The sequence below is a fragment of the Tundrisphaera lichenicola genome, assembly GCF_051175385.1.
Taxonomy (GTDB): Bacteria; Planctomycetota; Planctomycetia; order Isosphaerales; family Isosphaeraceae; genus Tundrisphaera; species Tundrisphaera lichenicola.
Map to the genome: position 1 here is coordinate 680,543 of NZ_CP195106.1, position 13,655 is coordinate 694,197.

Annotated in this window: 11 protein-coding genes; 9 read left to right on the top strand and 2 right to left on the bottom strand. The window is 64.8% G+C overall.

Annotated elements, in window-relative coordinates; genetic code table 11:
• Positions 1-107 precede the first annotated feature (107 nt).
• The 9 genes from P12x_RS02615 to P12x_RS02655 all read left to right on the top strand — a co-directional run bounded on the left by P12x_RS02615 (position 108) and on the right by P12x_RS02655 (position 10,178).
• Complete coding sequence (locus tag P12x_RS02615; protein ID WP_435009271.1) at positions 108-518, top strand: hypothetical protein; 411 nt, start codon at positions 108-110, stop codon at positions 516-518.
• A 74-nt stretch (positions 519-592) separates the two neighbouring features.
• Positions 593-871: a hypothetical protein gene (locus P12x_RS02620; protein WP_435009272.1), complete on the top strand. Its 279-nt coding sequence runs from the start codon at positions 593-595 to the stop codon at positions 869-871.
• A gap of 250 nt (positions 872-1,121) precedes the next feature.
• A complete protein-coding gene (locus tag P12x_RS02625; protein WP_435009273.1) occupies positions 1,122-2,795 on the top strand; it encodes an Eco57I restriction-modification methylase domain-containing protein in 1,674 nt (557 codons plus the stop codon).
• Between the two features lie 89 nt (positions 2,796-2,884).
• On the top strand, positions 2,885-3,775 hold the full coding sequence (locus P12x_RS02630) for a PaeR7I family type II restriction endonuclease (RefSeq protein WP_435009274.1): 891 nt from the start codon (positions 2,885-2,887) through the stop codon (positions 3,773-3,775).
• Between the two features lie 63 nt (positions 3,776-3,838).
• Entirely contained in the window at positions 3,839-4,861 is a 1,023-nt protein-coding gene (locus P12x_RS02635; RefSeq protein WP_435009275.1) for a hypothetical protein, read from the top strand.
• A gap of 146 nt (positions 4,862-5,007) precedes the next feature.
• Complete coding sequence (locus P12x_RS02640) at positions 5,008-7,365, top strand: PPC domain-containing protein (RefSeq protein ID WP_435009276.1); 2,358 nt, start codon at positions 5,008-5,010, stop codon at positions 7,363-7,365.
• A 26-nt stretch (positions 7,366-7,391) separates the two neighbouring features.
• Positions 7,392-8,786 (top strand): c-type cytochrome domain-containing protein, encoded by a 1,395-nt coding sequence (locus P12x_RS02645; protein WP_435009277.1) that lies wholly within the window; start codon positions 7,392-7,394, stop codon positions 8,784-8,786.
• 95 nt (positions 8,787-8,881) lie between these two features.
• Positions 8,882-9,763 carry an endonuclease/exonuclease/phosphatase family protein gene (locus P12x_RS02650; RefSeq protein WP_435009278.1) on the top strand — a complete coding sequence of 294 codons (882 nt, stop codon included), beginning with the start codon at positions 8,882-8,884 and terminating at the stop codon, positions 9,761-9,763.
• Positions 9,756-10,178 (top strand): hypothetical protein, encoded by a 423-nt coding sequence (locus tag P12x_RS02655; RefSeq protein ID WP_435009279.1) that lies wholly within the window; start codon positions 9,756-9,758, stop codon positions 10,176-10,178. The genes P12x_RS02650 and P12x_RS02655 overlap by 8 nt, the downstream gene beginning before the upstream one ends.
• Positions 10,179-10,245: 67 nt before the next feature.
• Here the strand turns inward: P12x_RS02655 and P12x_RS02660 are convergent, their stop codons facing one another.
• Positions 10,246-10,653, bottom strand: a complete 408-nt coding sequence (locus P12x_RS02660) for a hypothetical protein (RefSeq protein ID WP_435009280.1) — start codon at positions 10,651-10,653, stop codon at positions 10,246-10,248.
• Between the two features lie 83 nt (positions 10,654-10,736).
• Positions 10,737-13,631 (bottom strand): PSD1 and planctomycete cytochrome C domain-containing protein, encoded by a 2,895-nt coding sequence (locus tag P12x_RS02665; RefSeq protein WP_435009281.1) that lies wholly within the window; start codon positions 13,629-13,631, stop codon positions 10,737-10,739.
• Between the last annotated feature and the right edge of the window lie 24 nt (positions 13,632-13,655).

Sequence of the window (13,655 nt, forward strand, 5' to 3'; positions counted from 1 at the left end):
GTTCGGAGAGCGGGGCGACGTTTAAAGATCAAGGAGGATGTTTCATGCCGGCAGAGGACCGTCAGATCAGGGAACGAATTCCCCGGAGATTCCGTGGGTTGCGGACCTTGTCGGCCACGCTCTTCCTCATTTTTCTGGCCGCCATCGCGCTGTCGGGTTACCGAGCGTGGGTGAAGTATCAGATCTATCAGTCGAAGCTCAGGACGAGGATCAGAGTCGACTATCCCATCGCGGAACTTTACGCCGAGGGGTGGCGCGAACGCGTCGATCCTCAACCCCTGATCGACGAGATCACCTCCACTGTCCAGCCGGGAGAATGGTCCGGGGCGGGCGGCCATGGGAGGATCCACTTTTTTAGCCTGAGCCGCTCATTGATCATTCGCACGAATCTCGCCGTTCACGAAGAGATCAAGGAGTTTCTCGATCGCAAGTTGACGACAATGAAGCGGGTGAAACCACTGAAAGATGGAAATCCCGGCATGGATCTCCCCCGCACGGCACCGCTCCGCTCGGGGTGAGGTGGACGTCATTTCGCCGCCTTCGGTGAAGCATCGGAGAGATTTTAAGGGGCCGACCCGTGGACTATCCCAACGTGCGATTCAGCAACTCGCGCGATCCCGACTATCGGGGCAGCAGGAACGGGCCGAGGTATTCCTTCTTCGCGCGATGTCTCGGGCTGTTCCTGATCCTCTTCGCGTCGTACAACCTGGTTCTATTTTGGGGATTCTCAACCATGGTCGAGCCGGGACTGGAGGGCCTGGATTGGTGGGCCGAGGTGACCAGCAAACCGGGTTTTCTCGCCGGAAGCATCTTCTTCTGGGCCATGCTGCTCGGCGGGCTCCGCTTGTTGAGCCATGCCCCTCGATCGTGACCGATTCTCTCGCGCCCCCCTCTGATCGAGATAATGACAAAGCCTAGCGGCGGCATCGTTTCGGATCGGCTTTATCACAATCAGGGATGTCAATGTCGGGGGTGTTTTATACGAACCCCCGCTAGAGAACGAGGAATTCGAGCAAAGCTAATAAGTGGCGCAAGTTGATCTGGAAAATGGGGTTGCGATCGATAGAATGTGTTGCTGGACGGAGGCCTTCGAGGACGTCGATCCTTGTGGAAGTCGCTTAATGCTCCAGTCGATGTTCTCGTTCAACCAGCCGAGTTCCTGGATCCCCAAGGAGCGAAGGGGCGTCGTTTATACGAAGCCGTGGGTCGTGGAGCTACTCCTCGACCTCGCCTGCTACAGTTCGGGAGCGAATCTGGTCGATGCTTTCGCCATCGAGCCGGCAGCCGGAGAGGGGGCTTTCCTCCGACCTATGGCTCGACGATTGCTCGAATCGTGCAAGAGGCAGGGCCGTCCGTTCGCCGACTGCGTCTCCTCCCTCATGGCGTGTGAGATCGACGAAGGGAGTGCGGAGGTGGCCAGGGTGGCGCTTCTTGACGATCTGCTCCAAGAGGGCGTGACTCCCGAAGTCGCCGCAGTCCTCACGCTGAACTGGATTAAAATTGGAGATTATCTTTTCGATTCCCCTCGGCTCCCGGAGGCCGATTTCGTCGTCGGCAATCCGCCATACATCCGACTTGAGGACATCCCCGACGACAGGCTCGCCCTCTATCGCGAGGCCTTTCCCACCATGCGAGGCCGAGCCGATCTGTACGTTGCATTTTTCGAGGCCGCTCTTCGTCAGCTCAAGAAGGGCGGAGTCTGTGCTTATATTTGCGCCGACCGTTGGATGTTGAATCAATATGGAGCCGATCTGCGTCAGCTCGTGACGTCCGGTTTCAACGTCGAAACGATCATCGAGATGCACAATGCCGAGGCATTCGACTCGGACGTCAGTGCCTACCCGGCGATCTCGGTGATTCGCCGCGAGCCGCAGCGTCAGGCCATCGTCGCGAGAGCCACCACATCCCTCTCGTCGCTGGACACCAAGGCGCTAGCCGCCTATTTTCACTCCCAGGGAAACGGTCGGAAGCTCGAGTCCCCCTCTCCGGCCCTCAGCTCGGCCGTGGTCGATCGATGGTTCGATGGTTCCGACCCCTGGCCATGCAGCTCTCCGAAGCGTCTGGCGACTCTCAGGCGACTTGAGCAAGAGTTCCCCACACTTGAGGACGGCGAGCACACTCGCGTCGGGATCGGGGTGGCGACTGGTTGCGACGCGGTGTTTATCACGAAAGATAAAAACCTCGTCGAGCCGTCCAGGCTTCTCCCCCTTGCCATGGCGTCGGACACCCTGACCGGCGCATTCGAGTGGTCCGGCCACTATCTCGTCGACCCTTGGGGGCCGAAGGGTCTGGTGGATCTCGCCCAATTTCCTCGCATGGACACGTATTTCAGGAAGCACAAAGACGTTCTTGGGAAACGGCATACGGCAAAGAAGAATCCTCACGGCTGGTTCCGCACCATCGATCGGGTGACTCACTCGCTCGTATCGAAGCCGAAGTTGCTCATCCCCGACATCAAGAATGTCTTCAATCCCGTCCTCGACGACGGCGCGGCTTATCCCCACCACAATCTCTACTTCGTCTGCTCGGATGAGTGGGACCTGGAGATTCTCGGCGGGATACTTCTTTCGGTCGTCGGGCAATTCTTCATCGAAGCCTACGGCGTTCGGATGCGAGGCGGATATCTCAGATTCCAGGCCCAATATCTTCGACGGATTCGCGTGCCTCATCCACGCGACATCGCGAAGCCACAGGCCGATTCGCTGATTCGGGCGTTTCGAGCGAAGGACCGAGCCCTCGCGTCCAAGGTCGCGATGGAAATCTACGGGATCGATCCGCAAGTCTTTGAGGCGTAACCTCCTGCATTGAGATTGCTCATCCTCTCGCGGTACACTCTCGGGGTTGTTGAAGTGCTTCGACGCCACACGATCCTGAGAGGTTGGGGATGAGCCGAGTCGACGATCTCAACGAGCGGTTGAGAGGAGCCGTCCGCCACTTCTGGAGCGTTCGCGGCAAGCAAGCCGCATCCCAGGGGGGTGGCGGTGAAGGCGACGAGGCGAGGGATCGAGGGGGACGATCCGCCGTGACGGGCGGCAAGCAAATGGATGGGTTCGTCCTCTTGATGCATGACCTCCTGGTCGAGGCGGGCCTCGAAAGCTCGATGGTGTATTGCTCGACGAGGAGTGGCGAGGACGACGAGAGCGATCAGGGCGAGGCGACAGACCACAAGAAGAAAGCGAAGCGAAAGAAAAGTGACGGACCTCGGTTGACTCAGACGCAACTTCCCGGGTGGTTCCGGGCTGAGAAAGACTGGGATCTGCTCGTGATCGTCAACGGGATGCTCGTTGCCGCGATTGAGTTCAAGACTCAGGTCGGGTCGTTCGGCAACAACTTCAATAATCGCACCGAGGAGGCGTTAGGTAACGCGGCCGACATCAAGGCTGCCTATCGTGAGGGCGCTTTCAAGCCTTCCCTCCGGCCTTGGCTGGGGTATCTCATGCTGCTCGAAAACTCGCCGAAATCAACCAGGCCGGTCAAGCCGGTTCAACCACACTTCAAAGTCTTCCCCGAGTTTCTGACGGCATCCTACGCGAAGCGTTACGACATCCTGATGACGAAGCTCGTCCGCGAAGAACTTTACGATGCGGCGTGCTTCCTGCTGTCTCCCCAGGAGGGCGGGCTCGATGGGGAGTGCACGGAGCCCAACCCGGAGTTGAGCTTTCGCAACTTCGTGGCCTCACTTGTCGGCCATGCTTCTGCCATCGCGCGAATGCACCCCGCACCCGCCGAGTCGGCTCAGCCATCGACCCGCGAAGAAACCAAGCAGGATCAATAATCGAATCGTTCGTCGGCCTCGAATAATAAGACGTATCGGTCCAGCTCGAGAGATATCCAACGGATGATGCGCTCGATCCTGGCGAATCTGGCACTTCCCCTCGCAATCCTGGCGGCTCAAGCCGTCGAGGCCGCCGAGTCTCCGGACCTCTTGCCCCCCTCGATCGACGGCCGGCCGGTGGAGGTGGCGATCGGATTCTATGCGCTGGACTTCGCGAGGGTGACTTCCCGGGAGGAGTCCTTCGACGTCACGGGCTACCTGGAGCTGAGCTGGCGTGATCCGCGCCTGGCCCTGCCCCCCGGGTCGGATCTCAAGGGCGGGCTTCCCAGGAGGCTGGATGCGAGTCAGGCCTGGCGGCCGAGTTACTTCTTCGAGAACGCCTTGGAACAGCCCCGGTTCCATGGCGAGCCGACCGTGGAGGTCGACGCGAACGGCCAGGTCACGAGCTGGGCGATGGTCACCGGCAAGTTCTCCTCCCAGATGGATCTCCGGCGATTCCCGTTCGATCGGCAGGAGGTCTTCGTGAGGATCGGGTCGACCGAGGACGTCAGTCGAGTCCGGTTCGTCGCCAAGCCCGAGCTGGCGATCGTGGGGGAGGAGGCGTTCGTCACCGACTGGGAGATCGGCCAGGCTTCCTCGGGGGTGAGCCTGCATCGCTACGTCCCCGGCCAGGACACGTATTCGATCTTCTTCTACAAGGTGGAGCTGAGTCGCCGCTCGACCTTCTACCTCTGGCGGGTGATGCTGCCGCTGACCTTGCTGGCGATCGTCTCGTGGGCGGCGTTCTGGTTCGAGCCGGTGGGCCTCCAGCCCCAGATCAGCACGTGCATGGCCGCCCTGATCGCGCTGGTGGCGTTCAACTTCGCCATCGACTTCTCGCTGCCCAAGGTCTCGTATCTGACGCTGATCGACAAGCATGCGCTGATCGGGTTCGGCTTCGTCGCCATCTCGGTCGTCGCCGTGACGCTGATCCATCGGGCCGTGGTCGCCGGCAAGCTCGATCGGGCGAAGGCCATTCAGAGGTTCGTCCGGTGGGGGTTCCTGCCCGCCTACGGGATTTGCGTGGCGTTGAACCTGCTCTACTGACCGAGCCCCGATGCTTGACAGGGCCCCTCCCGGCATGCGACGTTAAACATTAATCGAATGGGGCCGGTCCCGCCGCGCCTCTCGAAGGGTCGTCGACGTCCCGCCACCTTGCCCCGCCTTGACCCCGCCCGGAGGTCCGCCCACCCATGATTCGCCCGCTAGCCACCCTCTCCGTCGCGGTCGGACTGGTTGCCGCCGCCGCCCTGGCCGACTCGCCGAAGATTACCGCGATTTCCCCGTTCGGGGTCCGTCGGGGCGAGCCGACCGAGGTCACCATCACGGGGACCGCCCTGGAGGGCACCCCCCGGCTGATCGCCCCGTTCTCCGCCGAGGTCGCGGCCGTCGGCGGCGACGCGGCCAACTGGAAGGCCCGGATCACCCCGGCGGCCGGTACTCCGGTGGGCGTTTACGTCGTTCGGGTCCGGACCGACGATGGGCTCTCGAACCCCTTCCTGTTCGCCGTCGGGCAGATCCCCCAGGTGGCCGAGGCGGAGGAGAACGGGACCTTCGAGACCGCCCAGGCGATCCCATCGCCGGTGGTGGTCGAGGGGCAGGCGGCGGCCAATGACGTCGACTTCTTCAAGTTCGCGGGCAAGAAGGGGCAGCGGGTCGTCATCGACGCCCAGTGCGCCCGGATCGGGTCGGGGGTTGACCCCTCGATCCGCCTGACCACGGCGGGGCGTGTTTATGTGGCCTCGGCCGACGACACACCGGGCCTGGCGACCGACGCCCGGATGAGCGTCGAGCTGCCCGAGGACGGCGACTACGTGATCGAGCTGTCCGACTCCAGCTATCAAGGGGGAGGTCGACCGGTCTACCGGCTCCTCGTCGGCCCGATCCCGGTGGTCGACGAGATCTTCCCGCTCGGCGGCCGGCTTGGCGAGACGATCGGCCTGGAACTGAAGGGCGGGACGCTCCCCGCTCCCGGGGTCGCGGCGACCACGCTGCACCCCTCCGAGGTCGCCGACACCGGGATCTTCCGTCCCCGGCTGACCAATCAGGCCCTCGGGGTCATCGGGCCGGGCGAGCCGGTCCTGGACATCGAGTCGATGCCCCCCCTGGCGGTCGGTCACCACCCCGAGATCCGCGAGCCGGTCGATGCCGCCGCTCCCCCGATCCTGGTCGTCCCGCCGGTGGTCTTCAACGGTCGGATCGAGTCGAAGGGGGATGAGGATCGTTACAAGGTCGTGGTCGCGCCCGGTCAGAAGCTCCGGATCGCGGTCGACGCCGCCGAGTTGGGCTCGGCGCTCGACGGTGTCCTGAAGATCCTCGGGCCAGACGGGGCCGTCCTGGCCACCGCCGACGACACCCCGACCCCCACCCCGGCCCGCGTCAAGGCGGCGGCCGCCGACAAGAAATCCACCCCGGTGAACTCGCCCGACCCCTCGGTCAACTTCACCGTGCCCGCCGGGATCACCGAGATCACCCTGGCCCTGGTGGACCTCCGAGGGGAGGGCGGCCCCGGCTACCCCTACCGGCTGACCGTCGAGCCCGTCGAGCCTTCCGCCTTCCTGCTGGAGTCGCTCGAAGATCAGGTGAACATCCCCAAAGGGGGCACGGTCGCCGTCGGCGTGATCGTCACCCGGCAAGGATACGACGGCCTGATCACCGTGAGCCTGGCCAACCCGCCCCCCGGCCTGACCGTCCGGCCGGGCCGGATCAACCCGGGACAGGCCGTAGGAGCCCTGACGATCTCGGCGACGCCCGAGGCATCGATCGAGCTGGCCCAGTTGAAGCTGATCGGCGAGGGGCAGGGGCCCGGCGGCCCGATCCTGATCGGGGCGTCCAAGCCGATCGTCTTCGCCCAGCAGGCCAACCTGCCCACCAAGGTCGTCGTCCAGGAGGGCTTGCCCGCCGCGACCAGCCTGCCGACCCCGATCACGCTCGACGCCCCGAACACGCCCATCGAGGTCGTCCACGGCTACGGCGTGAGCATCCCGGTCAAGGCGGCTCGATCGGCCGGGACCGAGGAAGCGGCCCTCAAGTTCGCCACGCTCCCGCTCCCCGCCGGCTTCGCCCTGGCCGAGTCGACGCTCGCGGCCAAGGCCGACCAGGCGGGCGTGACCATCAACGCCGCCCCCGAGGCACCGCTCGGCCCGTCGATCATCGCCTTGAATGCCAAGGGGCCGATCGCCGGCAAGGAAAGGACGCTGGACGTCCCGGCGGTGACCCTCGAAGTGGTCCGACCCGCCGTCGTCGAGCTGGCCGCCCCCTCGGCCGACGTCAAGGCGGGCGAGACGATCGAGGTCAAGGGGAAGGTCACGCGCAAGGATGTCTTCAAGGAGCCGGTGACGGTCAAGCTGGACGGCCTGCCTGCCGGGCTCAAGGCCGAGCCGGTGACCGTCCCGCCCGACCAGTCCGAGTTCACCCTGAAGGTCGTGGCCGAGCCCACCGCCGCCGCCACCACGGCCGAGGCCAAGCTCGCCATGGCCTTCCAGATCGCCAAGAAGGATTACCCGAGCCCCACCGTGCCGCTGGCCGTGAAGGTCCTGCCCGCCCAGTGATCGACCCCCTCCGGAGTCACGCCGCGATGAACCGCGTTCGACCGATACTTGCGACGCTCCTTCTGGCCTCCTTCGTGGCGAACCCCGATGCGCGGGCCGACGACCCCGCGCCGGTGAGCTTCCTCAAGGACGTGGCCCCGATCCTGGTCCAGAACTGCATCGCCTGCCATAACTTGAAGAAGTCGGAAAGCAAGTATGTAATGACCACCTTCGCCCAGCTCGCCAAGGGCGGGGCGATGGGCAAGGACATCACCCTGGCCCCCGGCGACCCCGACGCCAGCTATTTCGTCGAGTTGTGCCGCCCCGACGGCGAGCCCCGGATGCCGTACAAGCAGGACCCGCTCCCCAAGGAGAAGCTCGACCTGATCGAGCGCTGGGTCAAGGAAGGGGCGAAGTACGACGGGGCCGAGCCGACCGAGGACTGGCCCGCCGCGCTCCGGAAGGCCACGCCGGTCTCGATCCCCGAGGCCTATCCGGCCACCGTCCCGATCACCGCCCTGGCCTTCAGCCCGGACGGCTCCGAGGTCTTGACCTCGGGATTCCACGAGGTCACCACCTGGAAGGTCGCCGACGGATCGCCCGCCCGCCGACTCCGCGGCCCGGCCGAGCGGATCCACGACGTCGCCTACAGCCCCGATGGCAAGTGGATGGCCACCGCCAGCGGCGACCCCGGCCAGTTCGGCTCGGTCCAGCTCTGGATCGCCGAGCCCGAAGGGGGCGCCAAGCTCGTCCGGGATCTCCTGGAGACCACCGATAGCGCGTTCGCCGTGGCCTTCAGCCCCGACGGGACCAAGCTCGCCGCCGCCGGTGCCGACCGAGCGGTCCGGGTCTGGGAGGTCGCCACCGGCAAGGAACTCGCCCTGATCGAGGACCACGCCGACTGGATCTTCGACCTCGCCTGGAGCCCCGACGGCAAGCGACTGGCCACCGCCAGCCGCGACAAGACCAGTAAGGTCTTCGACGTGGAGAAGAAGGAGTCGATCGCCACCTTCCCCGGGCACGCCGACACGGTCTACTGCGTGGCCTTCGCCCCCGACGGCAAGTCGATCGTCACCGGCGGAGCCGACAACCAGATCCGCTCCTGGAACCCCGACGAGGACGCCAAGCAGATCAAGGTGGTCGGAGGCTTCGGGGGGGCGGTCTTCCGCCTGCTCTTCGCCCCGGACGGCAAGACCCTGCTGGCCACCGGGGCCGACAAGGTCGTCCGGACCTTCGTGGACCTCGCCCCCAAGCTCACCATCAACGGTCACAATGACTGGGTCTACAGCCTGGCCCTCTCCCCCGACGCAAAGACCATCGCCTCCGGAAGCTGGGATGGCGAGGTCCGCCTCTGGAGCGCCGAGGACGGCAAGCCCGTCCGGACCATCCTGGCCGCGCCCGGCTACAAGCCCGAGGCCAACGCCCAGGCGGCGGCGCGTTGATCAAACCTGTGACATAGGTCGATCATCTGGGGCATGGAGATCTCTTTTACTTCGATAGAAGATCGACGGTGCGACCTCCTTCATTCGGGAACTCCATGCCCCAGACGATACTCTTCTGGAATTGCAACACCCAGAAGGGACGATCGATGTTGCGAGAGCCCGACAAGGCGGACATCGTCGCGCGACTCGTTGTCCGTCGTCGAGTCGATGTACTGATCCTGGCGGAATGTGACCTTCCCTCGCAAGACTTGCTGGATGCCTTCGAAAGACGCGGTCTGGCTTTCCAGGGGCCAGCGGTCTCGCATCCTCGGCTCAAATTCTTCCTGTGCTCATCCGAGTTGAGGTTGGAGCCGGTTTTGTCCGACGATCGCCTCTTGATGTACCGGCTCGCGAAGCGCGGTTTCCAGGATGTGACAATTGGGGGAATACACCTGTACGGTCGCCGGGACGCTCCCGAGGAAGGATCGCGACTTGCGAGGATGGTCCGACACAACCTCACATTGAAGAGGGGCGAACGAGCGGTCGGGCATCGGAGAACGGTCCTCGTCGGGGATTTCAACATGAACCCCTTCGAAATGGGGATGATTGATCCGATCAACGGGTTCGGCGCGAAAATGACCTGGGAACTGGCGGAGATCCATTCGCGTGGCGGTCCCGAGGCTGATGCCTTCTTCTTCAACCCCATGTGGTCGCTCATGGGACGCTCCGGCGTGCCGGGGACCTATTATTGGGATTCCAGCGACCCGTATAATATTCACTGGCATTGCTTGGATGGTGTCCTGATCAGGCCCGACCTGAGGGGCATCTACCGCGATGACTCGCTTGAGATCGTCGACTCGATCCCGGACGTGGACGGTCAGGATATCCCGATGATCAGGCTGGCCAAGAAGCACTGGCAGATCGAATATTCCGATCACCTGCCGATTCTTTTCGATCTGGAGATGCCATCGGAAGAAAGGGAGGGACGCAATGTCTGAGGGGCTGGTGGATCTTTGGGGTGACGATTTCGTGGCGGTCCGCGAGGATTCGGCCCCCGTCGCGCTCTTGAAGCAACAGGCCGAGGCCCTGACTCGCCGGACCAATGGCGTGGTTGAAGGGATCGTTCAGGAAGAGGCAAGGGGAGGGACGAAGTGGGACTCGTTATTGGCGAGGGTCCCCAATCTGAGCGGGTATATGCACGAGCTCGTCGGTGTATCGTATCCAGTAACGGCCGACCCTTCCGACCCGCGACCCCTCTCGGTCTATGACACCTTCGGATTGACGCCAGAACTTCTTCCCGAGGAGGGTGTGAGCGGATTCCGGGCGTGGCTGGAGCAAATCCTATCTTCCAGGGAGGCTCATAAGGTGATTGAAGCCCTGCTCAGGCACGGTTCGGACCGCGTCGCCTCCTGAACCGAAGCCAGGGGAATTCTCCTGACGACACGGCTGATTCTCTCGATTTTTATTCCCGAAAGCTCTCTCAACGGCTCAAGTAGTCCGCAGGCTTCGCACGTCTGTCGCGCCAGCGAGAACAAAGTTCCCACACAAATCTCGCGAGCGAGAGGCCGACCAAAAGAACGAACCAGTCGAAGACCACCACCAAGCTTTCGAGGCCGCCGGGGCGGAAACTCATCCTCCGAATCGGGCAGAGAATGAAAGGGGCGAGAGGCCAACCGCGATAGAACATGGATTTTGTGACCGGGTCCAATTCCTCGGGCGGGTCCTCGTTCCACACCTCCTGCCATCCGGTCTCCCGAAGGTTCGCCCAGATCCAGGCCCCGGTGAGCAGGGCGAGGAAGACCACGGTGATCGGACGGACGGGACGGTTCCACCGCGCGACGGCGACGAGGATGACGACGGCAATCGCGATGGTGCAGGCATCGCCCATGTTCCACTCGTTAGGGATGGCAAGCTGGAGTCTGTGCTCGGGCCAAGAGGAGGCTGGCGTCGTTCCCTGGCATGGCCGTCCGTTCAAGGGATGGCCACGAACTCCTTGACGTTGAACAGGACATGGGCCAGGTCGGCCCAGGCTCGGGGGTCTTCGGGCTGGCCGTAGGCTTTGCACTGTTCTTCGAGGAAGGCGAGGGCAGCAGCCCTCTCCTCGGGGGCGGGCGGTCGACCGTAGGCTTCCCGGTACATCGTCTCGATGGTCGAGCCGGGATCGGCCCTGGGATCGGTCCTGACCCGGTTGGCCCAGACCTTGGCCTGCTCGACGAGGAACGGGTCGTTCATCAGGGTGAGGGCCTGCGCGGGGACGTTGGAGACATTCCTCCGGCCCATCGTCGAGGAGGGGGTCGGGTAGTCGAAGGCCAGGAGCATCGGCGTCAGGAAGTTCCTCCGGACGTTGAGGTAGATACTCCTCCTCCCGTCGCCGTCGAGCGGCCCGGACTTATCGGGACGCCCCCGGCCGTCCATGAACGGGGTCAGGTGAGGGGCCACGCTCGGGCCGAAGAGGGTGGGGTCGAGCCGACCCGAGACGGCCAGGATCGCGTCCCGGATCGCCTCGGCCTCCAGCCTCCGGACGTCCCGGCGATGCCAGAGCTCGTTCGAGGGGTCGAGCTGGTCGGCCTCGGGGGTGAGCTGGCTCGACATCCGGTAGGCCCGCGAATTGACGATCAGTCGATGGATCGCCTTGATCGACCAGCCCGATTCGACGAACCGGGAGGCCAGGTGGTCGAGCAATTCGGGGTGGGTCGGCTCGCGGCCCATCGCGCCGAAGTCGTCGACGCTCGGGACGATCCCCCGCCCGAAGTGGTGATGCCAGAGTCGGTTGACCATCACCCGGGCGGTCAGGGGGTTGGTCGGGTCGGCGACCCTCCGGGCCAGTTCGAGCCGCCCGCTCCCGTCGCTCGGGGCCGGGACCTCGGGGCCTCCGAAGACCTCCAGGAACTGCCGGGGGGCGGGCTCGCCCAGATTCCGGGTGCTCCCGCGGATGTGGACCTTCACGTCCACGCCCGTCCCGTCGGTCAGTGCCTGGCCCATCGTGGCTTCGGGGATCGTGGCCTCGACGGCTCGATAGCGGGCCATCAGGGTCTGGATCTTCTCCCCCTCGGCGATCGGGGTGGGAGTGGTCGAGGGAGCGACCGGGGGTGGCGGGGCGTCGGACAGGCGGATCTCGTCGATGGCGATGAAACCCGCACCGTCGCGAATCCGGCCCCTGGACCCGGTGAAATCGACGGTCGCCCCGTCGTCGATCTCGATATAAGCGGTGTGGCCCGCCCACTGGGCGACGTCCATCGTGATCCATTTCCAGTCGTCGCCGTGATTCACGTCGACCACCAGCCCGCCGTAGATCGGCGAACGGATCTTCTCGAAGCCGTCGACCACCAGGTTGATCCGTCCCCCCTTGCCCGAGGCCAGGAAGTGGACGTAGGGCCGGTCGAGCGGGAAGTTCCTCGACCGGAGGACGCCCCGGAGCCGGTCCGAGATCGCCCCGCTGTGGGCCACGCCGGGGGGCAGGGGAGTGACTCCGTCGCCCCGGACCTTCCACGATCCGGCGCCAGTCGGCCCGGTCCCGAAGGCGTCGCCCGCGACGTACCATCGATCGAAGGTCTTGCCGGAGAAGGTCTCGAAGAGGATGTCGGGGGTGTCCGGGTCGACCGGACATTCGGACGAGGCCGGCGTGGGGAAGAGGGCCGCCACCTCGTCGCGGATCGCCCGGATCTCGGCCACCTTCGATCCGATCCGGTCGGGCGGGTCGAGGAACGCGAGCTGGTGGCGCGAGCTGTTCAGGAAGCCGGCCATCGCGTAGTAGTCTTTGGTGGTGATCGCGTCGAATTTGTGGTCGTGGCAGCGGGCGCAGGCGATCGTGAGCCCGAGGAACGCCTTGCCCATCACGTCGATCTGGTTGTCGACCTTCGAGGCCCCGTCCTCGCGGAGGTCGACCGGCGAGTGGACCCCCTCGTGGAGCCGGAAGAAGCCGGTCCCCAGGATCGACTCGTTGTTGCCGGTCCCCGGCTCTCGGCGAGGGTTGGCCAGGAGGTCGCCGGCCAGGTGCTCGACGACGAATTGATCGTAAGGCAAGTCGAGGTTGAAGGCCCGGATCACGTAGTCTCGATAGCGGTAGGCTTCGGGGATCTCGTAGTCGAACTCATGCCCGGATGTCTCCGAGAAGCGGACGAGGTCGAGCCAGTGCCGGGCCCATCGCTCGCCGTAGTGGGGCGAGGCCAGGAGCCGATCGACGAGCTTCTCGTAGGCGTCGGGGGCGGGGTCGTCCACGAACGCCCGGACCTCATCGGGTCTGGGAGGTAGCCCGGTCAGGTCGAAGCTCAGCCGTCGGATCAGGGTGGGGCGGTCGGCCTCCCCGGCGGGCTTGATCCCCTTCGCTTCGAGCTTCGCCAGGAGGAATCGATCGACCGGATTGATCGGCCAGGCGGCGTCCCGGACATCGGGGATCGCGGGGTCCCGGACCGGCTGGAGGCTCCAGTGCTTCGACCGCTCGGCGAGGTCGAACGGCTTGACCTGGCCCGATGCCACCTTCTCCCCGCCCGAGGGCCAGACCGCGCCTTGCGCGACCCACCGGGTCAGGGTGGCGATCTCCTCGTCGGGGAGCTTCGACTTCGGCGGCATCTGGAGGATCTCGGCGTAGTTGATCGCCTCGATGAGCAGGCTCTCCCCCGGCTTGCCGGGGACGATCGCCGGGCCGGTCGGGCCGCCCGCCATCGCGAGATCCTTCGAGTCGAGCCGGAGGCCCCCCTTGGACTTGGCCGCCCCGTGGCAACCCTGGCAGCGCTCGACCAGGAGAGGCCGGACCCTGGCCTCGAAGAACTCGACGGCGGCCGGATCGTCGGGCTTCGGGGCGTCGTCGGCTCGGGCCGGGATCGCCCCGATCAGGGCCAGCAGGGCCAGGACTCGCATCCTCGTCATCTCGATCCTCCGTCCGCGACGTGC

Bases quoted from the DNA above. Each gene is read 5' to 3' on its own strand.
- P12x_RS02645 (WP_435009277.1), top strand. From the start codon at position 7,392: ATGAACCGCGTTCGACCGATACTTGCGACGCTCCTTCTGGCCTCCTTC.
- P12x_RS02665 (WP_435009281.1), bottom strand. From the start codon at position 13,631: ATGACGAGGATGCGAGTCCTGGCCCTGCTGGCCCTGATCGGGGCGATC.
- P12x_RS02655 (WP_435009279.1), top strand. From the start codon at position 9,756: ATGTCTGAGGGGCTGGTGGATCTTTGGGGTGACGATTTCGTGGCGGTC.
- P12x_RS02625 (WP_435009273.1), top strand. From the start codon at position 1,122: ATGCTCCAGTCGATGTTCTCGTTCAACCAGCCGAGTTCCTGGATCCCC.
- P12x_RS02635 (WP_435009275.1), top strand. From the start codon at position 3,839: ATGATGCGCTCGATCCTGGCGAATCTGGCACTTCCCCTCGCAATCCTG.
- P12x_RS02660 (WP_435009280.1), bottom strand. From the start codon at position 10,653: ATGGGCGATGCCTGCACCATCGCGATTGCCGTCGTCATCCTCGTCGCC.
- P12x_RS02650 (WP_435009278.1), top strand. From the start codon at position 8,882: ATGCCCCAGACGATACTCTTCTGGAATTGCAACACCCAGAAGGGACGA.
- P12x_RS02630 (WP_435009274.1), top strand. From the start codon at position 2,885: ATGAGCCGAGTCGACGATCTCAACGAGCGGTTGAGAGGAGCCGTCCGC.
- P12x_RS02640 (WP_435009276.1), top strand. From the start codon at position 5,008: ATGATTCGCCCGCTAGCCACCCTCTCCGTCGCGGTCGGACTGGTTGCC.